Consider the following 22,975-nt stretch of genomic DNA (forward strand, 5'->3'; position numbering starts at 1 on the left):
AGTTAAATTAAATGAAAGTAGTTCATGGATTGTATGTCTTGTGACAGATAGATGGGCGATTATGTCAAAATGGAAATAAATGAAGAGGAAACGATTTTTTGCTGTGAAAACTGTGCAGAGGCAACTCAACTAAAAAAACGAAAAGAAAATAATTAGAAAAAACACCGAAACCAAAAATACAAACAAGCATTATCTGGTTACGAGTGAAATGATGATCGAAAGCTCCGCCAGAAGAGATGGGGATATCAAAAGATTGCCAATTATATCTCGGAGAAGGCGAACAAGAACATCTTCGCGCAGACGATGTGGTACTGGGTAAACAAGAGGTGGTAAGTGTTGAACACGTATAAAGTGGGGCGGCATGATGATCATAAGTGACATTTTCTTAACATCAAGCCAGATCTCAATAGTTGGCTTAATTGTCATCATAGCCAGTGCCATATTTACAATAGTCTGCTATACTTATCAAAAAGAGTGGAACATTGGAGATATAGATGGAGTAGCCAAAACTCAAGATAAGAATGTAGAGGGCTACCTATATGCTGGAATAATTTTCTGCCTTCATTTTCCCCTTGTCAGGGTGGAAGTATTTTTTGAAGAGATAAATGGAAGAGACGTCGTTGCAGAGATTTTCGATTTCGTGCCCATGGATGTGGGGCATCATAGTGTTTTGACCTACTGTAAAGTGACAGGTAAAAGCGGTATAGTTTCTAGTACACTTACACTTGGGACATATGATATTCATTTTATTAGTACTGACCAGGAACCTAGAGAAGTAAAATTTAAAATTAAAGAAAAAGCTTTTTTCAGACCTTTTGAGAAATTCACTGGAGTGGGTTTGACACTTCTAACTATTGGATTCGTACTTTTAGTTGCTGGATTTTAATTTTCGCCTTTTCATCAACCTTAAATTCTACAACCGACATGCGACACTTTTATTTTGATCGTAATCACAACCATCATTGTAAAAAAAGGAGGCTCTTCATGGAAGTTCTGACAGTGGAAAAGATGGCAGACTTTGCTAGGTTTGAAATTGAAAGCTTCTCCAAGTCACCATCAGCTTTTTTTAAAAGAATCGAATCTGAATATATACTTAGAATAGAAAAAAACATTACCATAAGTGAATTTCAGAAAATGATATCAGATCCAGTGTTGGATGGAGATGCCTTAATATTATTTTTAGAAATATTAAGACATGTCGGCATCAAGATCCGATGGCATGAAGCAATTTTAGTATCAACACCTGAACTCATGCATTGGAACCACGATGAATTTGGAGATCCAATTCAGGCAGTTCAAATTGGTTACGATGCTCTTGAATGTGTAAGCCTGAAAGATTGTTTAGAAAAGCCTGATTTTGAATCTCAATATAATATGATTCTTTTTAATATTGCTAATGGTTGGTTATCACTTGGAAGATATAAGAAGTCCATTGCTCTATTCCAAGAAGCTCTTGATTTGGCTGAGAAAAGAGATGACAGATTATCCGTCGCTCAAATATACCAGAATTTAGGAGTATGTTATCGTGGTATAAATGACCTCTTCAAGGCAAAGGAGTGTTATAAAACTGCTTTTAGAATCTATGAGAAGATGAACCATCCCAGCGCTGATATTTGCTGGGGGAATCTAAGATCTATCGAGGTAGACCTAAGTTTTCCTCCAAATGGTATTATTGAAATCTCCGGCATAAAAACAACCAGTGGATTTGTTATTAAACACCCTAATTGGGATTTTTATAAACCCGAACAAACATTTCCTATTATTCCTTTCAAAAACCGAGAATTGGATGATTGCCCCCTTTCCTCTAACCAATGGCTGAGAAGTTCGACTGGTCTTAAGTACGAGATAAAGGAAGGGTTAGGAAGTGGCGGGGCCGGTGTTGTCTATAAAGCTTTGATAGAAGGTATAAAAGAGCTGGTAGCCATAAAGGTTCTTGCCCCAGACTACAGGTTTAGGAGTTCACCGTCAATGAGAGAGCGTTTCGAGAGAGAGATTCAGAGGCTACAGAGCCTAAGCCCCGACTTTTTAGTTGCAATCAGAGATAGGGGGACTGTCTTTGGATATCCATATTATGTCATGGATTTTTGCACTGGCGGCTCTCTAAGAGACCGAATAGACCAGGATACCCTATCTACCGAAGGAAAGTTAGCCGTAATGGTTAGGATCGCAGAATGCATAGACTACATACATTCAATGAAGTTAATACACAGGGATTTAAAGCCTGATAATATCATGTTCAAAGATGGTCGCGCGCTTATCTCAGATCTTGGGTTGGCTAGAAGCGTAATAGAAGAAGACATGTCGCTAACCGAGACTGGAGCGATTATAGGCAGTAAGGATTACATGTCTCCTGAGCAAAGGAAAAACCCGAAGGAGGTTACGAAAGCAACAGATTATTACTCTTTTGGAGTTATTCTTTACGAATTGTTTTCCGGAGAGCTGCCTAGAGCAGGGTCGTTCCCTGATTATTTGAAGAAAATAGCTAATCCTGAGGTAAGTAAGGTAGTACGAAAGATAACGGAAGACCTATTAAATGAAAATGCGGAATATAGAACGAAGCGATGGCCTATCTCTATTGAAGCCCTTCGCACGCTATATGAGAAAATGTCAGATAGAACAAAGTAAGAAATAATGCAGGAAAATTTCTAGATCAATAAACGCTGATATACTCTGTAATCTCATTGACCGCATTATGGCGTGAATCTATCAGCTTTGTTACATGTCTTTTACCTCTCATGTCCCTCCGCAGACTTTAGCTGTTTCCAACGGGCGAACTGGCACTAATGATCAAGGTACAAAAAGGCAGTTCCTGATAAACAGGCTGCGGAATCTCTAGCTTTCAAACACTGGTCTAAGAAGCCGATTTTGTGTTAATGTTGCATATGGAGAATCCACAGAATAGAGAATTCAAGTGTTACTCTATTGCCTGTTCTGTCCATTAGAATAGATCTAAATTTGTCTAACTACTGTAATCATCGACTTGATTGCCATAATTTGACTCTCTAAATGTAAATTCAAACCCCCAAAATTTATTTGACGGTGCCATCAACTTTCGGAAGTACCATTTAGAAACCAAAACTCTTAAGTACTGACAGACTTACATAAGGAGGCTCAATAAAGGACTTCTCCCATGCTTGTGGATATTCGATATCTCAAGCATAACTATTATATATTGTAGAAGTCATACTATACAACCGTACTGATTATAGTACAGTCTAGGTGGAGACGTGAGTAATTTCACGTCTGACGTTCGCCTTAACAGTTCGGTCACTCCGATCGGTGTATTTTTTTTTAAAAAAACCTCAAAAATTCCAATTCTGGTTGATCCTGCCAGAGGTCACTGCTATCGGGGTCCGATTAAGCCATGCGAGTTGTGTGTTCTTCGTGAGCACGGCAAACTGCTCAGTAACACGTGGATAACCTGCCCTTAGGTCTGGGATAACCCCGGGAAACTGGGGATAATATCAGATAGATCATAGGCGCTGGAATGCCCTATGGTCCAAAGCTCAGGCGCCTAAGGATGGGTCTGCGGCCTATCAGGTTGTAGTGGGTGTAACGTACCTACTAGCCGGCGACGGGTACGGGTTGTGAGAGCAAGAGCCCGGAGATGGATTCTGAGACACGAATCCAGGCCCTACGGGGCGCAGCAGGCGCGAAAACTTTACAATGCACGAAAGTGCGATAAGGGGACCCCGAGTGTTGGTGCCTAGCATCAACTGTCCAACTGTCTAAAAAACAGTTATTAGCAAGAGCCGGGTAAGACCGGTGCCAGCCGCCGCGGTAACACCGGCGGCTCGAGTGGTGATCACTATTATTGGGTCTAAAGGGTTCGTAGCCGGCTTAGTGAGTTCTTTGGGAAATCTGGCGGCTTAACCGTCAGGCTGCCGAGGGATACTGCTAGGCTTGAGACCGGGAGGGGCTAGAGGTACCTCAGGGGTAGGGGTGAAATCCTGTGATCCCTGTGAGACCACCAGTGGCGAAGGCGTCTAGCTAGAACGGGTCTGACGGTGATGAACGAAAGCTAGGGGCACGAACCGGATTAGATACCCGGGTAGTCCTAGCCGTAAACGATGCAAGCTAGGTGTCACAGTAGCTGCGAGCTACTGTGGTGCCGTAGGGTAGCCATGAAGCTTGCCACCTGGGAAGTACGGCCGCAAGGCTGAAACTTAAAGGAATTGGCGGGGGAGCACCACAACGGGTGGAGCCTGCGGTTCAATTGGACTCAACGCCGGGAAGCTCACCGGGGGCGACAGCAGAATGAAGGCCAGGCTGAAGACCTTGCTAGACTAGCTGAGAGGAGGTGCATGGCCGTCGTCAGTTCGTACTGTGAAGCATCCTGTTAAGTCAGGCAACGAGCGAGACCCGCGCCCACAGTTGCCAGCAATCCCTTTGGGGAGATGGGTACACTATGGGGACCGCCTCTGCTAAAGAGGAGGAAGGAACGGGCAACGGTAGGTCAGCATGCCCCGAATCTCCCGGGCTACACGCGTGCTACAATGGTCGGGACAATGGGCATCGACACCGAGAGGTGAAGGCAATCTCCTAAACCCGATCGTAGTTCGGATTGGGGGCTGAAACTCGCCCCCATGAAGATGGAATCCGTAGTAATCGCGTCTCAAAATGGCGCGGTGAATATGTCCCTGCTCCTTGCACACACCGCCCGTCAAACCACCCGAGTGAGGTCTGAGTGAGGCTGCCTCTTCTTGGGGCATTCGAACTTAGGTTTCGCAAGGGGGGTTAAGTCGTAACAAGGTAGCCGTAGGGGAATCTGTGGCTGGATCACCTCCTAACGAAATACAACCGATCAGAGCCGAAAAACTGTTAGGGTATGTAAAGTCCTATAAGATTCGTTGGGAACTCCCTGGAGTTTTCCTTATACTTGGAATGCTCCTTATAGTTGGAATGCATATGCTCTATTGGGTGTAACGAGCTGTGTCTTTGTGTTGGGCTCGTAGCTCAGTTGGAAGAGCGCTGCCTTTGCATCCTAAGGGCTTTATCCCTTTGAAACCCAAGGTGAAATAGGCAGAGGCCCTGGGTTCAAATCCCAGCGAGTCCATTTCCAAGGGGAAACCATGTTTCTACCTTGGTATTCCTCTTATAAGGGGGGCTTAAAAATGACAGGAAACTTTAGGTTTCTGGTCACAGGAAATCTTTGATTTCCGGGGGTTTTAAAACCTCTTTTGATGGGTGCACCTGATGAGAGAGATCTCGTCCGGGAAGGGTGGATAGCGTTTACGTTAACGTTAATCAGCTAGATGAGACCATACATAAGTTTGTGACCTAGACGCTCACTGAGTTCAGTGAAGCGGATTCTGGCAAATATGCCATCCGGCGAATGGCTCGGCTCAAGCGCTGATAAAGGGCGTGCCAAGCTGCGATAAGCCTCGGGTAGGTGCATGGAGCCTTAGAACCGAGGATGCCCTAATGGGAATTCCTGTCTCCTTCGGGAGACGATCCGTAAGGATCGGGAACGCCCCGGATTGAAACATCTTAGTAGGGGCAGGAAAAGAAATCGAAGAGATGCCGCTAGTAAAGGCGATCGAACACGGCAAAGTTCAAACTGAATCCCTTTTCGAAATAAAAGGGAGATGTGGTGTTATAAGTCGAGTCGAATACGGTCCAAACCAGTAAAGTTGAAGTCCTCTGGAATGGGGCACCAAAGAGTGTGACAGTCACGTAGATGTAAACTGGTGGATTGCGGCTCGATCTTGAGTACCGTTGCTTGGATATGCAGCGGGAATTTGGGAGGCACCAACTTCCAAAACTAAACACGTCTTGAGACCGATAGCGCAATAGTACTGTGAGGGAAAGCTGAAAAGTACCCCAAGAAGGGGGGTGCAAAGAGCCTGAAATCGGATGGTGATGGAGCGATACGGCGTGAAAGGAACTTCGATGCGAAAGAATCTGTCGCGAGGCAGTAGTATGAGCATCGTCGCCGATGTCGTATCATACGTTTTGAATAACGGGCCAGGGAATGTATCTGAGTGGCGAGACTAAGCTGGTAACAGCGCAGTCAAAGCGAAAGCGACAAGCGCGCAAGGAATTTCGCCCTTTACCCCTCGTGGGTATAGGGCGTATGCCTGAGGTGCGGCGTGTACAAGTGCGTGAAGTCACTTGGATACGACCCGAAACCGAGCGATTTAGGCGTGGGCAGGATGAAACGTGGTGAAAACTACGTGGAGGTCCGCTAGCGGTGTTGATTTGCAAATCACTCGCGTGACCTGCGTTTAGGGGTGAAAGTCCAATCAAGCTCGGTGATAGCTGGTTCCTTCCGAAACATACCGCAGCATGACCTGATCAGAGATAGTCAGCGGGGTAGAGCACTGATTGAGGGAGACGGGTGGGAAACTATCCGTCCTTCTGTCAAACTCCAAAACCTCTGTCGTCGTAGAAGATCGGAGTCGGGGCTGGGGGGTAAGCTTCTAGTCCGTAAGGGAGACAACCCGGACCGTGGTTAAGGTCCCCAAGTGTCGGCTAAGTGTTAACACTAAAGGGCGTCCTACGCCCTAGACAACTGGGAGGTGAGCTTAGAGGCAGCTATCCTTTAAAAAGTGCGTAACAGCTTACCAGTCGAGGTTTGGGGCCCCAAAAATGGACGGGGCTCAAGCCGACCACCGATACCTCGGAGTATCGCAAGATAATCTCGTAGGAAGGCGTCCTGTGAGGGCAGAAGCACCTTCGTGAGGAGGTGTGGACCACATGGGAACGAAAATCCTGGCAATAGTAGCAGCATAGTCGGGTGAGAATCCCGACCGCCGTAGGGGCTAGGTTTCCTCGGCAATGTTCGTCAGCCGAGGGTTAGTCGGTCCTAAGATATTTCCTAATTGGAGAATGTCAAATGGGAAACAGGTTAATATTCCTGTACCTTTCAGCAATAAAACCGACGCCTCAGGGTAGGTCGAGCAGTGCCGTCGCACTGTTCAAGTGTCGAAATCCATGGAGAGCCGTAATGGCGAGAAGTGGATGAATGCATGATGAAGCAATTCGGCTAATCCCAGGGGCCCGTGAAAAGGGAGCTGAAAGTCCGTACCAAGAACCGACACAGGTGCCCCTGGTTGAGAAGACCAAGGCGTGTCGGCGTTAATCTGGCTAAGGTAATTCGGCAAATTAGCTCCGTAACTTCGGGAGAAGGAGTGCCTGCTTTGCAGAAAGCAGGTCGCAGTGACGAGGGAACTCTAACTGTCTAATAACAACATAGGGGATCGCAAACCCGTAAGGGCTAGTACGATCCCTGAATCCTGCCCAGTGCGGGTATCTGAAACCTCCGTTCAAGGAGCTGAAGGACCTGTCAACGGCGGGGGTAACTATAACCCTCTTAAGGTAGCGTAGTACCTTGCCGCTTAATTGGCGGCTTGCATGAATGGACCAATGAGAGTTCCACTGTCCCTAGCCAGAAACCGGTGAACTTTACATCCCAGTGAAGAGTCTGGGGACCCCTAATGGGAAGTGAAGACCCCGTGGAGCTTTACTGCAGCCTGTCGTTGGGCTGTGGTTTTGGACGTGCAGCGTAGGTAGGAGGCGTCGATCCACTTTCGCTAGGAAGTGGGGAGCCATTAATGAGACACTACCCTTCTGGAACTACGACCCTTACTCCGAGAGGAGGACACCGATTGGTGGGCAGTTTGGGTGGGGCGCCACGCCTTAGAAAAGATATCTAAGGCGCCCTAAGGTTGACTCAAGTGGGTCAGAAATCCGCTGTAGAGTGCAAGAGCAAAAGTCAGCCTGATGCGATTCCCCATAGCAAAGAATCGCGAGATGAAAGTCTGGTCTAGCGAACCATTATGCCCCCTTGGTGGGGGCTAATGATGTCAGAAAAGCTACCCCGGGGATAACAGTGTCGTCACCGGCAAGAGCACATATCGACCCGGTGGCTTGCTACTTCGATGTCGGTTCTCTCCATCCCGGCCGTGCAGCAGCGGCCAAGGGTGAGGTTGTTCGCCTATTAAAGGAGATCGTGAGCTGGGTTTAGACCGTCGTGAGACAGGTCGGTTACTATCTGTTAGGGGTGTTTTGAGGTCTGAGGGGAAGTTGCTTATAGTACGAGAGGAACTAGGCAACGGTGCCTCTAGTCTATCGGTTGTCCGACAGGGCACACCGAGCAGCCACGCACCAGTGGATAAGAGCTGAAAGCATCTAAGCTCGAAACCACCCCTGAAAAGAGACTTCTAAAGGGCACTCTTAGAAGAAGAGTTTGATAGAGTCGGGATGTACGCATCAAGGCAACGAGATGTTCAGTCCGCGACCACTAACGCCCGAGCCAGTTTGCTTAGCTGAATTCAGGCGATATTTGGGTCGCAAACTTATGTGTGGTCAGTTCTATCTTAGGTAGGGCAAGATATCAAAAGGCTGCTATCCTTTGATGCCAAGGTGGCGGAATGGTTAACGCAGCCGCCTGCAGCTGAAAAAGAGGATCATCGAAGGAGCAACGTAGTTTCTTCTCGGTGGAGAGCGGCTTTTTGCCGGTTCAATTCCGGTCCTTGGCTTCTGAAATTCTTGAAACTAAGTGTAGAAGCATTCATACGTTGGGCATAGCGGTCATAGCGACGGGGAAACTCCTGGTCCCATCTCGAACCCAGAAGATAAGACCGTCCGCGTTCTATGCTGTACTGCGGAGCGCGAGCACGTGGGAACCATAGATCGCTGCTATGCTCAATTATATTTGTTTTTTCGCATGATCCTGCTCAAAGGGGTCATGCTTAGGGGTCAAAAACTACATCGGTCAAATTTTGGGCTTTGTTAAGTTATAAAAATAAAGTCAATAAGCATTCTCAAATTTGTAGTAATATATTTATGATATTATTCTAAACTACTTGTCATCTTTTTTTGAAATTGAGTGAGGATGGTAAGCCTCCTTTTGTTTCAGCGGCATTCGTCTGAGCGCCATACTTGGGTATCGGCTGGACTCCTCATCTACCCATCTTTGGCTTGCACCTACGAGGTTTCGCCGTTCCACCCACAACCTACACGACCTCGTTCTTGCGAAGTCATCGCATTAGTGTAGCGTGGTATCGTTTCTGTGCCAGAGCCAAGACTCTCGCCTTGTGCGCTTACGCGCACTCGTATGTCCAGATGGTGGGAGGACTTTCCTCACAACCTTCGGTTGCGGCAACCGCCCCTCCTCTCTCTATCCTATATTCACACAAAAAAACATATATATCTTTTGCTCCCAAATAACAAAATGTGTTAACTCTCGGAGAGGGTGTAAGGGCAGTAAAGCTTGCTAGGAGCGCTATTGATAAATATGTTAGGGATGGTGAGCTATTTCATCCAGAGAAATTACCGACAAAATTTAGTGAGAAAAGAGGTGTGTTCGTTACCTTACATAAAAATGGCCTAAGGGGGTGTATAGGGTACCCCTATCCCACTATGCCATTGGGTGAAGCCATCATCGATTCTGCGATAAATTCTGCTAAGAACGATCCAAGATTTATGCCTGTTAGGGCAGAGGAACTGGACGAAATAACAATTGAGGTCACTGTGCTAACTCCGCCAAGACTTATTCATGCTAAGCCAACGACGTTACCACAAAAAATAGAGATTGGAAAACATGGCTTGATAGTCACTAAAGGAGGGAATCAGGGGCTTCTTTTACCACAAGTTGCCATTGAGCACCAATTTGACGAAGAAGAATTCCTCTCTCAGGCATGTATGAAAGCAGGATTATATCCGGACTCGTGGTTGGAAGAAGATACGCAAATACATGTTTTCGAGGGGCAAATATTTGCGGAAAACTCTCCAGCAGGGGACATAGGGGAGAAAAAAATTATATAGATATCACCATCGTTCTAAGGCGATCGACTGCCCTAGCTGCATTGTCTGATACATCCCCAAGTACATCCAAGATTTTGGCCAGATGGAAAACACCCAAGGTGCCTATTTCATCCTCAGCGAGAAAGATTTTTTTGGTCAGCAAGATCTCGATTGTGTCAATCTCATGCTCTAGTTTCTCCACAGGGGGTATTAGTTCTAACGTCTCTTTTATATCTTTTTTTCTAAAAGATGTTGATACTAATTGAGAAATACTCTCAGTCACTTTTAGATATGCATCAATCGCCTTCATAGTCATATGTGTCATTTCTGTTAACCCCCTCTTGATCTCCTCTGGTAGAACGTATGATTTGAGCGTCATCAGTTTGGCAACATCCTCAGCACAATCTGATATTCCATCTTGTGGTTTTAAGAATTCCAGTATATCTTGTCGATTAACTGGTAAAAGCACTGAATATGGTACTCTTTTTCTTATCTCTTGTTTGATTATGTCTGCTTCATGCTCTAGGCCAGATATCTCCTCATTGAGTTCCTGTACTTTTTCAACATCGCCATCGCAATATGCTTGAACAATCTCTTCTAATTTATATGCTGCTTCGCATGCCTTCTCCGCATGAGAGTACAACGGCTTAAATGGTGATTCTGCAAAAATACCTAAAATCGAACGCATGTATCTCATATTGTCCCCAATTCCTACATATGAATTTAATTCAAACGATTAATCATTAACATCTTTATGATATTTAAATCAACTGTATGTCTCATATTATCATCAACCCTAGATAGGTCACAGCTGCAATGACCATTACGATTGGGACGGTTAACACCCACGAAAAAACTATTTTCCTTATCACACTTAGATCTACTGCCTCTAACCCGCCAGCGAGTCCAACTCCCACCACGCTTCCAACTATTGTGTGTGTGGTTGATACGGGCATTCCAAATGAGGAGCAGACCAATACGGTGGCAGCAGCTCCAAATTGCGCTGCAAAGGCATTGGCAGGCGTCAACTCTGTGATCTTTTTGCCTATGGTCTCGATTATTCTGTATCCCCAGGTAAACATGCCCAATACGATGCCAAAACCTCCAAAGGCCAGGACCCAAATTGGCAGCTCCATCCCCATAGTCCCCAAGGCTGCAGATAACGGACCTATTGCATTCGCTACATCATTGGAGCCAAGTGCAAATATCACCCAACATGAGGCGACAACCTCAAGAAATCTGAGGGGTCGATCAGCCCTAAGTGGGTCATCCATTCGTTCAAGTAACCGTCGAATCATCGTGAATAACAGAAATGCTACCACTCCTCCTGCAACCGGGGAAAGGACCCAGCTAGCCACAATTTTGAGTAGAACCGCCCAGACAATATCTCCCATGTTTATGGTTCCTTGGCTGACAGAAACCAGCCCAAAGCCAAGCATTGCACCGACTATGGAATGAGATGTTGATACTGGAAGATTGAGATATGTGGCAAAGGTAATCCACATTCCAGCAGCCAAAGTAGCAGCCAATGCCCCCAGCATGACAGAGTGCGCATCGATCAGCGAGATCGGAACGATGCCCTTTGCCACTGTTTCCGTTACCCTGGAGCCAAATAGCACAGCGCCTGAAAAACTCACCACTCCGCCTAGTACAATGGCTTGTTTGAGGCTTAATGTACCGATGCCGACCGTAGTCCCCATCGCATTTGCTAGATCGTTCGATCCTACGTTCCATGCCATGTATAGCCCAGCGGCGAATATCGCGATGATTAAAGGGTCGAATATCACTCGTTCACCTACCTAATGATGGGAAGCTATTTAACGTCTATGGGCCCGTAAAGAGGGCAAGTATACAAGTGGCTGACTGGTATATGCCGGTCCATCTGCAGCAGGTGGCGTAACCAGCGTGTTAGATCATCTGAACACGATCCCACCTACTACTGCGAAAGATCATATAATTCTAACCAAGCTTTATCCTTTCGCCAGTGACCATGTATATGACCCTGCCAGCAATGTTGCATGCATGATCGCCTATTCGCTCTAAATGCAACGCAACGAAAGTCAGATTACTTGCGTTTGAAATGCATTTTGGATCTTCTATCATGATCGTCAGCAATTCCCGCCTGATTTGATCAAATAGTCCATCTAACAAATCATCTCGCGCTGAGATATCACCAAGCATTTTTATATCTCCTGATGAAAACGCTAAAAGGCAATCAGAAATCATGCCTTGTGAAATCTCCGACATCCTGGGTATATCAATCAGCGGTTTTGCGAAAGATTCATTCGCCATCCTCTGAACAATCTCCGCAATGTCACCCGCGAGATCGCTGATCCTGTCGAAATCCGTTATTATCTTCATGCAAGTTTCTATCGTTCTGAGGTCAACAGCCATGGGCTGTTGAAGCGCAAGCAGTCTGATACAATTTTTTTCTATATCAAATTCCAATTTGTCTATTCTATTATTCTCCTTGATTATCTTTGATGATAATTCCATATCTCGCTGGACGAGAGCTTTGATCGCATTTCCCGCAGATTCCTTAGCCAGCTCACCCATCCTCTGAACATCTTTTTTGAGCTTTTTCAAATCCTCTATGTATTCTTTTCTTACTTCCATACTAGACTACCCCCACATACTTCTCCATCTTTTCCCTACTTGGGAACAAATCCAGAATAGACGGTAGACTCAAATGTGACCCTGACTTCTCTCTCATTGAGTTCAAGAAAAATATGTTTTTTACCAGAAAATGCTTTGTAAGTCTTCAAAATTCGCGCTCTCCTATCATTTTTTGCTCCTTTCATGGAATTCTGCTCTTCTTATTTCTATTTTTTCTATGTATCGAAATAAATAAATCTCTTCCATTAATTAGCCAAACCGCCCAGTGATATAATCTTCAGTCCTTTTATCTTTAGGTCGCTCAAATATTTGCTTGGTTTCACCGTATTCTATTAGCTCACCAACTAGGAAGAAAGCGGTAAAATCAGAAACTCGAGCTGCCTGCTGCATGTTATGTGTTACTATCACGATCGTATAATCCTTTTTCAATTCTTGTAACAGCTCTTCTATCCTCGCCGTTGATAAGGGGTCTAAGGCTGAACACGGCTCATCGAAGAGGATGACTTCCGGGTTTACTGCCAGTGCACGAGCAATACATAATCGCTGTTGTTGACCACCAGAGAATCTCAATGCGCTTTCTTCTAACCTGTCTTTCACTTCATCCCACAATGCCGCTTTCTTCAAACTCTCTTCCACTATTCTATCTAACTTTCTATTCTGCACTCCATGAATCCTCGGACCGTAGGCGACATTCTCATATATGCTCATAGGAAATGGATTTGGCTGCTGAAACACCATCCCTATTTTCCTCCTCAACTGGATGACATCCACTTTTCCATTATATATATCGATTCCATCTATGATAACCTCGCCTTTCGTATGTGCTCTACTAAGTTCGTTCATTCTGTTTAGTGCTCTTAAAAAAGTTGTTTTCCCGCAGCCAGAAGGTCCAATCAATGCAGTTATTTTATTTGTTTTTATTTTTATATTCACTTCTTTTAACGCATGCACTGCTACAAAACCATAGTATACATTCAACCCCTTCACTTCTATTTTAATCATTTTTGTTTTTTCACCTCCCCCCACTCATAATCCTATAATATCTATTCCGAAGGAATAGGGCAAATACGCTTATCATCAAAAACATCGTGATTAGAACAAGGGAGGCGCCAAATGCGTATGATTCAGCTACATCCCTAGAAGCTGGAATAACCGTCAATATCATGTAAATATAAACCGGCAACGCACCAACATCATCCAGTAACGAGTGAGGCGTATAGGCTACAAGACCACCAGTTGTGAGAAGAATGACAGCAGACTCCCCTATAGCCTTCCCAGCACCAAGTAATATACCGGTTATTATACCTGGATAGGCGCTTTTTAGCACCACACTACGAATACTTTGCCACTTAGAAGCTCCTAAAGCAAGAGATGCTTTCCTATAAGCTTGAGGTACCGCTTTTATTGCCTCCTCGGAGGCTTTAACCGTCCATGGCAGGATCATGAAGCCAAGAGAGAGACCACCTGCTAACATGGAGGGACCAAAATCGAGATAATAAACGAGGAATATAAGTCCAAACAAGCCAATCACTATTGAGGGTATTCCAGCTAAGCACTCTACAAAGAACCTGACGTTTTTTGTTATTATGTTCTCTGGGGCATATTCCGCAAGATATATTCCTGATGCCACGCCAAGAGGTACTGCAAAAAGCAAACAAACAGAGAGAAGGCATAATGAACCGATAATTTGAGGAAATATTCCTCCTTTCTCGAGGGCTATGTAATTTGGCGATTTTAGTAAGAAGCTAAAATTTATGACCTGTATGCCATTTAAAAATATGTAAGCTATGACAGTGAACAATACCGCTAGAGAAATTAGGGAGACCGTGTACAAGCTTATTTTTATTACCCTTTCTTTTATCATTCACGGATCACTCCTTTCATTACAGTAGTAGTGCCTAAACTCCCTTTTATTGCAACATAGGTTACTAGATTAAGAATTGCGACAATTAAGAATAAAACGACTCCTATGGCGAACAAAGCGTGCTGATGCATTGAGCCCCACATAACATAGGAATATTCAATAACTATCGTGGATGTGAGCACTCGCACCGGCTCCAATATTGAAGTGGGGATCCATGGTATCTCCGGATTGCCGATAACCATCAAAACCGCCATCGTCTCTCCTACTGCATTTCCCATGCCCAAAATCAAGGAGGCTAATATCCCAAAACGAGCATTTGGTAGTATCACCTTTTTAATGGTCTGTAAATGCGTAGCACCGAGTGCAAGCGATGCTTCTTTGTATCCTTTTGGAACTGCCCTGATAGAATCTTCTGATATGCTGACAACATGCGGCAATGTCATTATTGCAAGGATTATCCAACCAGCGAGGATGCATTCGCCATATCCGCCCAATGAGTCCCTTATAAAGACAACGAATACCATTAATCCAAAAAAGCCGAGAATTATCGAAGGGATCCCAACAAGCATCTCCACCGATGGCTTGAGAATATTACGAAGCCATGTAGGAGAGAGTTCAGCCAAGAAAATTGCTGTAGGTATGCCAATAGAAGCAGCAATAGCTAATGCACCTCCCCCAACTATGAATGTGCTCACAATTATGGGAAAAATCCCAAACTGGTCATGAGAAGGACGCCAGTTCATCCCAAAGATAAAATCCCAACCCAACATTAAGGCTGGAATGCCCTCCCTTAACATGAATGCGATGATGAAAAATACGATAAGGGCAGAAGAGAGGGCGGAGATTAATAATAGCTTTTCTATTATGTTTTCCTTCTTGAAGACCATCCTTTCACATCTAAAGCAGCTAAAAAGTTCCAAAGCTCTCATATTTCGTTGCCTTTTCCCCATCCATCTCTAACACCAGCTTCTTTTCCCCTCTTGAATACACTCTGTACATCCTCATTCCTTCCTTTTCATCTTCATCTATTTCTATCAGGTTAAAAGAGGGGGGGGGAATATTCCATTTAGTGCTTTGCGTGCATGCAGTCCCCGCATTAGTAACTATCATGCCATTCAAATTCCATATCCAAGGAACGTGTTTATGTCCGCAAAGTACCAGATCAATCCCATGTCTTACAAGTAGTTCGAGAACATCGCCGGCATCGATAAGTATGTTTCTTTCCCGACCTGTTTTAGGAACGGAAATTAAATGGTGGTGTAGGGCTACTACTTTAAATCCGTCAGTTTCAAGACAATGTTCTATCCACTCATATTTTTCTCTGCCCACATGCCCTTCGTCAATATCTGGTTGTGCAGAATCGACGCCGACAATTGTTATATTTTTATATTTATTTACTACTGACCTTGGACCAAATATCTCCTCAAAACAGAGATAGCCAACGTTCCGCTCGTCATGATTTCCTGGAATCACAACTATTTCCTTGCTTTTCATCCTCTTTATGTAGCCTTTAGCGCGATGAAATTCGAAAGGATAACCGTCTTGTGTCAAATCACCGGTAACAACCAATATTTCTGGCTCTATTTTGTTTATCTCTTTTATTACGTTGTCCATCAAATCCGGTAGGAAATACGGTCCAGCTACATGGATATCGGATATATGTACTATCTTCATGTCCCTCTTTAACTCCTTCTGAGCACTACATAAGCCATCGTCAACAAACTTGCAATGGCAAATACCGCTCCAAATCCTGGTATTCCTGGTGCTTGTGTGGGTGCTGGTGCTGGGGTTAGTTTGGGTCTGACTGTTGGCATTGGTGTCGGTTTTGGCGTTGGTGCTGGTGTGGATATAGGTGTAGGTGCTGCTATTGGCACTGGCTTTGGCGATGTTGCTTGCCCTGTCACTTTTATGTAGCCCATGTCTTCTACCACTTTTTGCCCTTCTTCGCTCAATACGAAATCTATGAATGCTCTCTCCAAAGCACTTGGCCCCCCCTTAGTCATGAGGTACAGATTCCTCGAAATGGGATAATTTCCAGAAAGGACGTTCTCGACTGTTGCTTCTATTCCATCTATCTTAGTTGCTTTGACAGATGAGTCAACATATCCAAGGGATATGTAGCCAATGCTCTTCGCATCTCCGCCCACTGTTGCTCTCACCTCACCATTCGATGGTTTCACCGATGCTTTTGCCGCTATTATTTTACCAAAGTGCTTCATCACGTATTCATCGAATACTTCTCTTGTCCCTGAACCTTCTTCTCTTGTTATCACTCTGATCTCTGCATCCAATCCCCCTACTTCCTTCCAGTTCGTTATCTCTCCGCTGAATATCTTAGAAGCCTGTTCCATCGTCAGTCCACTTACAGGATTGCTCGGATGAACGACGATGGCAACGCTATCCTTTCCTACTGCCACTGGCTTCAGGTCAGGATAAGTCCCCATCTCTTCCGATTTTACGTCCCTCGATGCAGCCCCTATATCTATCTCACCCGCTCCAGCCGCTTTTACGCCATGACCTGAGCCGCCGCCGGATACAGACACTCTTAGCGAGGGGTTACTCTCCATGAGAATCCTTGCACATTCCTGACTTATCGGCAGTACAGTTGTAGAGCCTGCTATTGTCAGCTCACCTGAAAGGCCCGTTGGTATCGCCTGTGCTGCTATTGGATTAGTAGCAAAACTTGCCCCGATTATCAAAATCAGAACTAATACTGATTTTAAGCTTATATCCAGTTTCATTTTTTTACACCTTTTTTTGTTATATATACATAGTAATGTTTATATATACTTTATCCCAATAACTATATATTCAATCAATAATCTATATATAAGAGGAGAAACATGAAAGAGGAGAAACGAAAGATCCAGATGACCGGCGGCTCAACGTTAACAATATCTCTACCAATAAGTTGGGCAAGAGAGGTAGGAATCAACCAGGGAGATGAAGTGACCCTACGCTGGCAAGAGGATAAATCAATCCTGCTTACAGCAAAGCCAAAGAAGAAGCAGGGGATGTCCAGAGCAGTTATAAAGCTATGTCCGGGCGAAAAGCCTGAGGACATCCTAAGATTGTTAATAGCACACTATCTGGTTGGCTATGACATAATCAACCTGGTCTCTCAGAAGGGGTTCAATACACAGGATAGGAAGTGGATTAAGGATACAGTTAGACAAAGGCTAATGGGGCTCGAAGTGGTCGAGGAATCAGGCGACGAGTTGATTTTGCAGAGCCTTCTAAACTATGAAGAGCTGAATCTTGAGAAAGCGATTCAAAGAATATCCGGTATCATTAAATCCATTCAAAAAGATTCGATTAGGGCTTTGCAAGGGGACATAGAGCTTGCCAGAGACGTAATCCAGCGAGATGATGATGTGGATAGGTTCTATTTATTGATTGTGAGACAACTCAAAGCAGCGCTCAGAGATCCAGAGCTAGCCAAGAAAATAGGCATTAGGCGCCCAAGAGATTGTATGGCATATAGGCTAATCATAAAGAGCATGGAAAGGATAGCAGATCATGCCGAAAAAATTGCGAGAGATGCAATACAAATAGGATATCTTAATCCTGAGATATACACAGAGATATCTGGGTTAAGCGAACTTGTTCATAAGGTCTTTGATCTTTCGTTAGAAAGTCTTTCCAAAAGAGATTTAAAAACCGCGAATAGAGCAATAGCAGAATCACAAGAAGTCGCTAATCTGGCAACGATGATAAGTAATAGGATATTTAAAACTTCACTCAGCATAACAGAGCAGACATGCTTAAGGTCTGTTCTAGAAAGCCTAAGAAGGATGGTAGAGTATGGGGCAGACATAGCAGAGATAGTGATTAACATGGGCGTTAAAGAACCAGAGGTTTGAAATAACGCCTAAGGAAAATACTATGTTCGATTTAGTCATCAAAAATGCCAGATTGGTGTCAGCAGGGGACATCCTAGAGGCAGAGATAGCAATAGTCGATGGAAAGATTGCAAGAATTGCGAAAGATATTGTGGCAAAGCATATTATAGACGCGCATGGCTTACTTGTGCTTCCAGGCATGGTGGATGCTCATGTACATTTTCGGGATCCGGGTTTGACTCACAAAGAGGACTGGTATACCGGTTCATCTGCGGCAGTAGCGGGTGGCGTGACCAGCGTGGTGGATCACCCGAACACGATCCCACCTACTACTTCTGTAGACTCCTTTAAGGTCAAACTGAGGGAAGCAGAGAGCAAATCGATAGTCGATTTTGGCATCAATGCCGGAGTTGTTCAAGCAGCGGAATTGGAGGTATTATGGGCTTCTGGTATAACCGCATTCGGTGAGATATACATGGCAGATTCTATGGGGGGGCTAAGCGTTGATGATGATACGCTTTGGAGTTCACTTCGAATTATCAAGCGCTTGGGGGGCATTGCCTGTATTCACGCAGAAGACGAGCAAATCATAAGGGAGAACATTGAGAAGTTGGGTGATAGAACAGACCCCAGCGCTCATTCATCATCTAGGCCCAATGGTTGCGAAGTTGCCGCTATGGCAAAAGCTATACGGTTGGCTCAAGATACCGGCGTAAAGCTCCACATCTGCCATCTTAGTACGAGAGAGGGCTTGGACTTAATCGGGGCAGACATCACTTCTGAGGTCACGCCCCATCACCTCTTCCTATCGCAAAAGGACTGGGATCGCTTGGGCACCTTTGGCAAGATGAACCCTCCACTGAGAAGTGAATTGGATCGTGAGAATCTTTGGGCTGGATTACATAAAATCGACATCATCGCCTCTGACCATGCCCCTCATACTATGGAAGAAAAAAAGCAAGACATATGGCGCACGCCAGCCGGTGTGCCAGGCGTCGAGACATCCTTACCATTGATGTTATCTGCTGTAAAGAAAGGGATCATATCGCTTCAACGTGTGATCGAGCTCATGGCTACCAATCCAGCTAGGATATTCTGCTTGGGCGAGAAAGGCGAGATCGCTGTTGGAAAAGATGCTGATATCGTTTTGGTCGATCTAAATGACGTCACGCCTATAAAGGCCAGGAATCTGCACAGCAAGTCTGGTTGGACTCCTTTTGAGGGACTGGATGGGGTATTTCCCAAAATGACCTTTGTGCGTGGAGAGCTCATGTACGATGGTGAAATAGTTGGCGAAAAAGGTTATGGGCGTTTCATTCCAGGCAAGGGTGCCAACAAACCTATATATATGTGATTGCAAATTGTGTATTGCCTTCTAGGAGACCAGTGTTACAGTTCTGTTTGAACTGCTGGTAAAAGGGGGCAACATCCGCGTTGAATAGGTCCTTGCGGGAGTTATTGCATCCGTGCTATCGATGACCGTAAGACAACCCCACTGCGGAACAGCTCCCCTGGCACGAGGGTAACTGAGAGGGACTGCGGAGTTCTCCAGAGGATGATCTCTCGGAGTTAGTGCGTCAGGGGACATCCTTTTAAGCTTTAACTTCTATGTTTGATCTCGTTGGTGTTTGGTATATATGGATGATCTTGATAGACTGCAACAAATCGAGCAGATACTCTGTGAGATTAAGGATTTATCTAATGAGGGGGCGGTCATAATAGTCGAAGGGAAAAAGGATCGAGATGCCTTGAACGAATTGGGCATTTCCGATCAAATTTCGCTTGCTTCTTATCCGCCATTGTTGAATTTTGCTGAGAGCATCTCACGAAAAACAAATCAGGCAATCATCCTAACTGATTGGGACTCTCGAGGTAAAAAAATGGCAAAAAAGATCTCAGGATATCTACAAGCATCTAACACGAAGCCCAACAATTTGATAAGAAACAAGATCAAAAAACTTGTACGAAAGGAGGTCAAGGACGTGGAGGGTCTGAGTGGTTACGTTCATAGCCTTAGACGAGAAGTGTACAATCGATATTAACCAAACCATAACTTTATTAAACCGTAGCATAATATACGTAGCATTGTGATATAGGGAGTTTATCACTATCATGGGTAAAATAGCTAAGTAGGTACTCTTAACATCATTTATGATTAATTTATTAGTAATCTGAAAGGTTGTAGGGCATAAAGGGGCAGGTAACTTAGTGGTTAAACTTCCCCTTGATTACACTAGCTATTTTTCCTTAAGGGGGTTTAAATAAATGCAAAATTCTGATACAACGAAATATATAATCCATATTCGTATCAATGCCGAAGGCGTTGTGGAGAAACCAGACGTAGTTGGAGCCGTATTTGGACAAACAGAAGGATTGCTCGGTGAGGACCTAGATCTAAGGAATCTTCAGAAGACCGGGAGAATAGGTAGGATAGAGGTCAATATAGACTCTAAGGCAGGTAAATCGACTGGGATTATTTTAATTCCGTCCTCTCTGGATAAAGTTGAAACAGCCATATTAGCTGCAGCCATAGAAACTATAGATAGGGTAGGACCTTGTGTTGCTGAGCTTAGTGTGGAAAAAGTTGAGGATATTAGGGTGACGAAAAGAAAACAGATCATAGATAAGGCAAAACATGTTCTTTCTGATAAATTCGATCAAGGCACTCTTGGAGGACAAGAGATAACAGAATCTGTGAGGCAAGCGGTGCGTATAGAAAAGATTACATCCTATGGTGACGAGAGCTTGCCAGCTGGTCCCAATGTACTTGATTCGGATGCGATACTCATAGTGGAAGGAAGAGCGGATGTCATGAATTTGCTTCGCTACGGAATCAAGAATGCTGTTGCTGTAGAAGGAACCAACGTTCCTTTGACCATAGGGGAGTTGAGCAAAAAGAAAACTGTCACAGTTTTCTTGGACGGTGACAGGGGTGGGGACCTCATATTGAAGGAACTGCTTCAGACTGCAGACATTGATTATGTTGCAAGGGCGCCGGATGGTAAAGGCGTAGAGGAGTTAACTCAAAAGGAAATAGTCAAAGCATTAAGGAACAAGGTGCCGGTGGAACAGGCTATAGAGAATGGGGCCCATCGAAGAACGAAAAGTTCCAAAAGGAGAATCCTGAGATGGAAGCCTCCTAAAAAAGAAGACGAACTTAAAGCATATGCTGAGGAACTCAATGGCACATTGAGTGCGAAGTTGCTAAATTCTGGTAAGAAAGTCATAAAAGAGGTTGCCGTTAGAGATCTTGCAAATGTCCTTAAAGAGAGCGATAATGTAACGGGTGTGGTTTTTGACGGAGTTATCACTCAAAGAATACTAGACATCGCTGCAGAAAAGAATCTTGAATATCTAGTTGGTGTCAAGCTGGGCAATATAGTTAAAAGACCTCTATCTGTGAAAGTTTTGACCACTAGTGATTTATGATCTTTCTCATTATGATTGCACTCTCTCCATCGCAATAGTATCTTGGGGCTATACCAATCCTATAGAAGCCCAACTTTTGGTACAATTCTTGTGCTATTAGGTTACTTTTTCTTACCTCTAGTTGCACATTTGTAACTCCTTTTTTTCGGAACTTATCCAAGAGCTCTTTTATCAATAATGTGGCTACACCACTCCTTCTGTTTTTTTTGTTGACTGCAATCGAGAATATCCTTCCTTCAATATTGGGCATTAGTATTCCGACCACGAATCCTGCAATAACGCCATCTTTCTCCGCAACTAAAAATCCCTCTGAACTCATCTCATATAGCCTCATATACAAAAATGGATCGTGTTCCCTAAACGCCTCCTTTTCTATGGAGATCACTTGCTGAAAGTCATTTGGAACAAATTGTCTAATCAAAAACATAGCATCTCAACTTTTTTATGGGAGTTTTTATTTTTATAACCATCAAGTCTACTTAGCGAAATAGGTACCCTGCACCTCCTATTTGAGCAGTGATCTACCTTCTTTTTTCAACCTCTCTAGGAGTATATTGCAATGGAGTTTGTCGATCGAAATCATACATATATACCTTTCTCTTATTTTAAAACTCCGATTTTACATAAACGAAGTTTATCTTAGACTGATATAGCTCTGCATCAATATAATTAATATATATGGGTATTCTCTGGAGTACGAATGGTTTTAAGTAATTTCATCGCTGAAATCACTTCAACGTTCATGGTAGTACCTATGTTTAAAGGTCATAAAGATTTAGCAGAATATATCGTATCCTCCTATAAGGGAAAAGTCATAGAGGTGGGTATAGGAAAGCATCCAGAGGTGGCACTTCTGCTAAAGGATCACCTGGAGGTAATTGCGACCGATACCTCTGACCTCTCTGTGGAAGGCATCCGTTTCATCAGAGACGACATATTTGATCCAAACATTCACATATATGAAGGTTCGAGCTTGATATACTCTATTCGGCCACCAGTGGAAATGCAGCATGCGATCGCATCCGTCGCAAAGAGAGTGGGTGCAGATGTGATCATAAGGCCATTCGCATCTGAGAAGACGGATCTTGATAAATATTTCGATGAGTCAAAGCTGATAAACTATGGAAGTGCAGTTTTCTATTTGTATCGTATAAAAATAAATAAGTAGCGATTAGTGGTTTTTCTTGGGGTTTTATATCAGAAAGTTTGTATTTATCGCTGAAATCCCCTTTTGTCGTCTGAGTAGTATGGGTATGATACGCATTTTATAATATTTTCTGGTATTCAGCGCATCAAATTTCTGAGCATCGCTTTTAGATCTCAGAATTCATCCTACTTAGTACTGAACTCATTTCAAAAGTAGTTATAGTTTGAGGCCTCTCTTCTGCCTGAGGGGATGAAAATTGAGGTTTGAAGAGTTATCAGATGGGCAATGGGGGTTCATGAAACATTGTTACCGCCCCAAGCCAGGACA

Annotated in this window: 19 protein-coding genes, 2 tRNA genes, 3 rRNA genes and 1 other RNA gene; 13 read left to right on the plus strand and 12 right to left on the minus strand. The window is 44.2% G+C overall.

What is annotated here, in order from left to right:
- Positions 1–364 precede the first annotated feature (364 nt).
- The 7 genes from PHI74_04575 to rrf all read left to right on the plus strand — a co-directional run bounded on the left by PHI74_04575 (position 365) and on the right by rrf (position 8,649).
- Positions 365–886, plus strand: a complete 522-nt coding sequence (locus tag PHI74_04575) for a hypothetical protein (protein MDD5485284.1) — start codon at positions 365–367, stop codon at positions 884–886.
- Positions 887–1,008: 122 nt separating this feature from the next.
- Complete coding sequence (locus tag PHI74_04580) at positions 1,009–2,625, plus strand: protein kinase (protein ID MDD5485285.1); 1,617 nt, start codon at positions 1,009–1,011, stop codon at positions 2,623–2,625.
- A 689-nt stretch (positions 2,626–3,314) separates the two neighbouring features.
- Positions 3,315–4,788 (plus strand): 16S ribosomal RNA (locus tag PHI74_04585).
- A 157-nt stretch (positions 4,789–4,945) separates the two neighbouring features.
- A tRNA-Ala gene (locus tag PHI74_04590) sits at positions 4,946–5,056 on the plus strand.
- Between the two features lie 251 nt (positions 5,057–5,307).
- Positions 5,308–8,266, plus strand: a 23S ribosomal RNA gene (locus PHI74_04595).
- Between the two features lie 95 nt (positions 8,267–8,361).
- Positions 8,362–8,483 (plus strand) — tRNA-Cys (locus PHI74_04600).
- 44 nt (positions 8,484–8,527) lie between these two features.
- Positions 8,528–8,649 (plus strand): 5S ribosomal RNA (gene rrf / locus PHI74_04605).
- The 16S, 23S and 5S rRNA genes sit together here with 2 tRNA genes alongside, the layout of an rRNA operon.
- A 182-nt stretch (positions 8,650–8,831) precedes the next feature.
- Here rrf and rnpB read toward each other — a convergent pair.
- An RNA gene (rnpB, locus tag PHI74_04610) (RNase P RNA component) lies at positions 8,832–9,125 on the minus strand.
- 55 nt (positions 9,126–9,180) lie between these two features.
- On the opposite strand from rnpB, the gene PHI74_04615 reads away from it, so the two are divergent.
- The gene (locus PHI74_04615) at positions 9,181–9,771 is read left to right on the plus strand and encodes a TIGR00296 family protein (GenBank protein MDD5485286.1); all 591 of its coding nucleotides are present in this window, start codon (positions 9,181–9,183) and stop codon (positions 9,769–9,771) included.
- On the opposite strand, the gene PHI74_04620 is transcribed toward PHI74_04615, so the two are convergent.
- From PHI74_04620 to PHI74_04660, 9 genes are all read right to left on the minus strand, one after another.
- The gene (locus PHI74_04620) at positions 9,764–10,447 is read right to left on the minus strand and encodes a TIGR00153 family protein (GenBank protein MDD5485287.1); all 684 of its coding nucleotides are present in this window, start codon (positions 10,445–10,447) and stop codon (positions 9,764–9,766) included. The genes PHI74_04615 and PHI74_04620 overlap by 8 nt on opposite strands.
- Before the next feature lie 82 nt (positions 10,448–10,529).
- Positions 10,530–11,537, minus strand: coding sequence for an inorganic phosphate transporter (locus PHI74_04625; protein MDD5485288.1), 1,008 nt, complete (start codon positions 11,535–11,537; stop codon positions 10,530–10,532).
- A gap of 172 nt (positions 11,538–11,709) precedes the next feature.
- The gene (phoU, locus tag PHI74_04630; GenBank protein MDD5485289.1) at positions 11,710–12,366 is read right to left on the minus strand and encodes a phosphate signaling complex protein PhoU; all 657 of its coding nucleotides are present in this window, start codon (positions 12,364–12,366) and stop codon (positions 11,710–11,712) included.
- A gap of 35 nt (positions 12,367–12,401) precedes the next feature.
- Positions 12,402–12,551, minus strand: a complete 150-nt coding sequence (locus PHI74_04635; GenBank protein ID MDD5485290.1) for a hypothetical protein — start codon at positions 12,549–12,551, stop codon at positions 12,402–12,404.
- Positions 12,552–12,615: 64 nt separating this feature from the next.
- A complete protein-coding gene (pstB, locus tag PHI74_04640) occupies positions 12,616–13,368 on the minus strand; it encodes a phosphate ABC transporter ATP-binding protein PstB (protein ID MDD5485291.1) in 753 nt (250 codons plus the stop codon).
- A gap of 10 nt (positions 13,369–13,378) precedes the next feature.
- Positions 13,379–14,230 carry a phosphate ABC transporter permease PstA gene (gene pstA, locus PHI74_04645; GenBank protein ID MDD5485292.1) on the minus strand — a complete coding sequence of 284 codons (852 nt, stop codon included), beginning with the start codon at positions 14,228–14,230 and terminating at the stop codon, positions 13,379–13,381.
- The gene (gene pstC, locus PHI74_04650; GenBank protein ID MDD5485293.1) at positions 14,227–15,117 is read right to left on the minus strand and encodes a phosphate ABC transporter permease subunit PstC; all 891 of its coding nucleotides are present in this window, start codon (positions 15,115–15,117) and stop codon (positions 14,227–14,229) included. Before pstC ends, pstA begins: the two co-directional genes overlap by 4 nt.
- 19 nt (positions 15,118–15,136) lie before the next feature.
- Complete coding sequence (locus PHI74_04655; protein MDD5485294.1) at positions 15,137–15,904, minus strand: metallophosphoesterase; 768 nt, start codon at positions 15,902–15,904, stop codon at positions 15,137–15,139.
- Between the two features lie 8 nt (positions 15,905–15,912).
- Positions 15,913–16,971: a phosphate ABC transporter substrate-binding protein PstS family protein gene (locus tag PHI74_04660; GenBank protein MDD5485295.1), complete on the minus strand. Its 1,059-nt coding sequence runs from the start codon at positions 16,969–16,971 to the stop codon at positions 15,913–15,915.
- Positions 16,972–17,073: 102 nt separating this feature from the next.
- Here PHI74_04660 and PHI74_04665 point away from each other — a divergent pair, with 102 nt between their 5' ends.
- Positions 17,074–18,093 (plus strand): phosphate uptake regulator PhoU, encoded by a 1,020-nt coding sequence (locus tag PHI74_04665; protein ID MDD5485296.1) that lies wholly within the window; start codon positions 17,074–17,076, stop codon positions 18,091–18,093.
- Positions 18,094–18,115: 22 nt separating this feature from the next.
- The gene (locus PHI74_04670) at positions 18,116–19,426 is read left to right on the plus strand and encodes a dihydroorotase (GenBank protein ID MDD5485297.1); all 1,311 of its coding nucleotides are present in this window, start codon (positions 18,116–18,118) and stop codon (positions 19,424–19,426) included.
- Positions 19,427–19,447: 21 nt separating this feature from the next.
- Here PHI74_04670 and PHI74_04675 read toward each other — a convergent pair whose 3' ends face one another.
- On the minus strand, positions 19,448–19,660 hold the full coding sequence (locus tag PHI74_04675) for a hypothetical protein (protein MDD5485298.1): 213 nt from the start codon (positions 19,658–19,660) through the stop codon (positions 19,448–19,450).
- Positions 19,661–19,709: 49 nt separating this feature from the next.
- On the opposite strand from PHI74_04675, the gene PHI74_04680 reads away from it, so the two are divergent.
- Complete coding sequence (locus PHI74_04680) at positions 19,710–20,114, plus strand: DNA primase (protein MDD5485299.1); 405 nt, start codon at positions 19,710–19,712, stop codon at positions 20,112–20,114.
- 223 nt (positions 20,115–20,337) lie between these two features.
- On the plus strand, positions 20,338–21,501 hold the full coding sequence (gene dnaG / locus PHI74_04685; protein ID MDD5485300.1) for a DNA primase DnaG: 1,164 nt from the start codon (positions 20,338–20,340) through the stop codon (positions 21,499–21,501).
- Here dnaG and rimI read toward each other — a convergent pair.
- Positions 21,488–21,922, minus strand: coding sequence for a ribosomal protein S18-alanine N-acetyltransferase (gene rimI, locus PHI74_04690; GenBank protein ID MDD5485301.1), 435 nt, complete (start codon positions 21,920–21,922; stop codon positions 21,488–21,490). The two genes, dnaG and rimI, sit on opposite strands and share 14 nt — an antisense overlap.
- Before the next feature lie 321 nt (positions 21,923–22,243).
- On the opposite strand from rimI, the gene PHI74_04695 reads away from it, so the two are divergent.
- Positions 22,244–22,669, plus strand: a complete 426-nt coding sequence (locus PHI74_04695; GenBank protein MDD5485302.1) for a UPF0146 family protein — start codon at positions 22,244–22,246, stop codon at positions 22,667–22,669.
- Positions 22,670–22,975 lie beyond the last annotated feature (306 nt).

This window comes from Methanocellales archaeon (genome assembly GCA_028715985.1).
GTDB lineage: Archaea > Halobacteriota > UBA148 > UBA148 > UBA148 > UBA148.

Coding starts and splice junctions, on each gene's coding strand:
- PHI74_04575 (MDD5485284.1), top strand. CDS start 365: ATGATCATAAGTGACATTTTCTTAACATCAAGCCAGATCTCAATAGTT.
- PHI74_04580 (MDD5485285.1), top strand. CDS start 1,009: ATGGCAGACTTTGCTAGGTTTGAAATTGAAAGCTTCTCCAAGTCACCA.
- PHI74_04620 (MDD5485287.1), bottom strand. CDS start 10,447: ATGAGATACATGCGTTCGATTTTAGGTATTTTTGCAGAATCACCATTT.
- phoU (MDD5485289.1), bottom strand. CDS start 12,366: ATGGAAGTAAGAAAAGAATACATAGAGGATTTGAAAAAGCTCAAAAAA.
- PHI74_04635 (MDD5485290.1), bottom strand. CDS start 12,551: ATGAAAGGAGCAAAAAATGATAGGAGAGCGCGAATTTTGAAGACTTAC.
- pstB (MDD5485291.1), bottom strand. CDS start 13,368: ATGATTAAAATAGAAGTGAAGGGGTTGAATGTATACTATGGTTTTGTA.
- pstA (MDD5485292.1), bottom strand. CDS start 14,230: ATGATAAAAGAAAGGGTAATAAAAATAAGCTTGTACACGGTCTCCCTA.
- pstC (MDD5485293.1), bottom strand. CDS start 15,117: ATGGTCTTCAAGAAGGAAAACATAATAGAAAAGCTATTATTAATCTCC.
- PHI74_04655 (MDD5485294.1), bottom strand. CDS start 15,904: ATGAAGATAGTACATATATCCGATATCCATGTAGCTGGACCGTATTTC.
- PHI74_04660 (MDD5485295.1), bottom strand. CDS start 16,971: ATGAAACTGGATATAAGCTTAAAATCAGTATTAGTTCTGATTTTGATA.
- PHI74_04665 (MDD5485296.1), top strand. CDS start 17,074: ATGAAAGAGGAGAAACGAAAGATCCAGATGACCGGCGGCTCAACGTTA.
- PHI74_04670 (MDD5485297.1), top strand. CDS start 18,116: ATGTTCGATTTAGTCATCAAAAATGCCAGATTGGTGTCAGCAGGGGAC.
- PHI74_04675 (MDD5485298.1), bottom strand. CDS start 19,660: ATGTCCCCTGACGCACTAACTCCGAGAGATCATCCTCTGGAGAACTCC.
- PHI74_04680 (MDD5485299.1), top strand. CDS start 19,710: ATGGATGATCTTGATAGACTGCAACAAATCGAGCAGATACTCTGTGAG.
- dnaG (MDD5485300.1), top strand. CDS start 20,338: ATGCAAAATTCTGATACAACGAAATATATAATCCATATTCGTATCAAT.
- PHI74_04695 (MDD5485302.1), top strand. CDS start 22,244: ATGGTAGTACCTATGTTTAAAGGTCATAAAGATTTAGCAGAATATATC.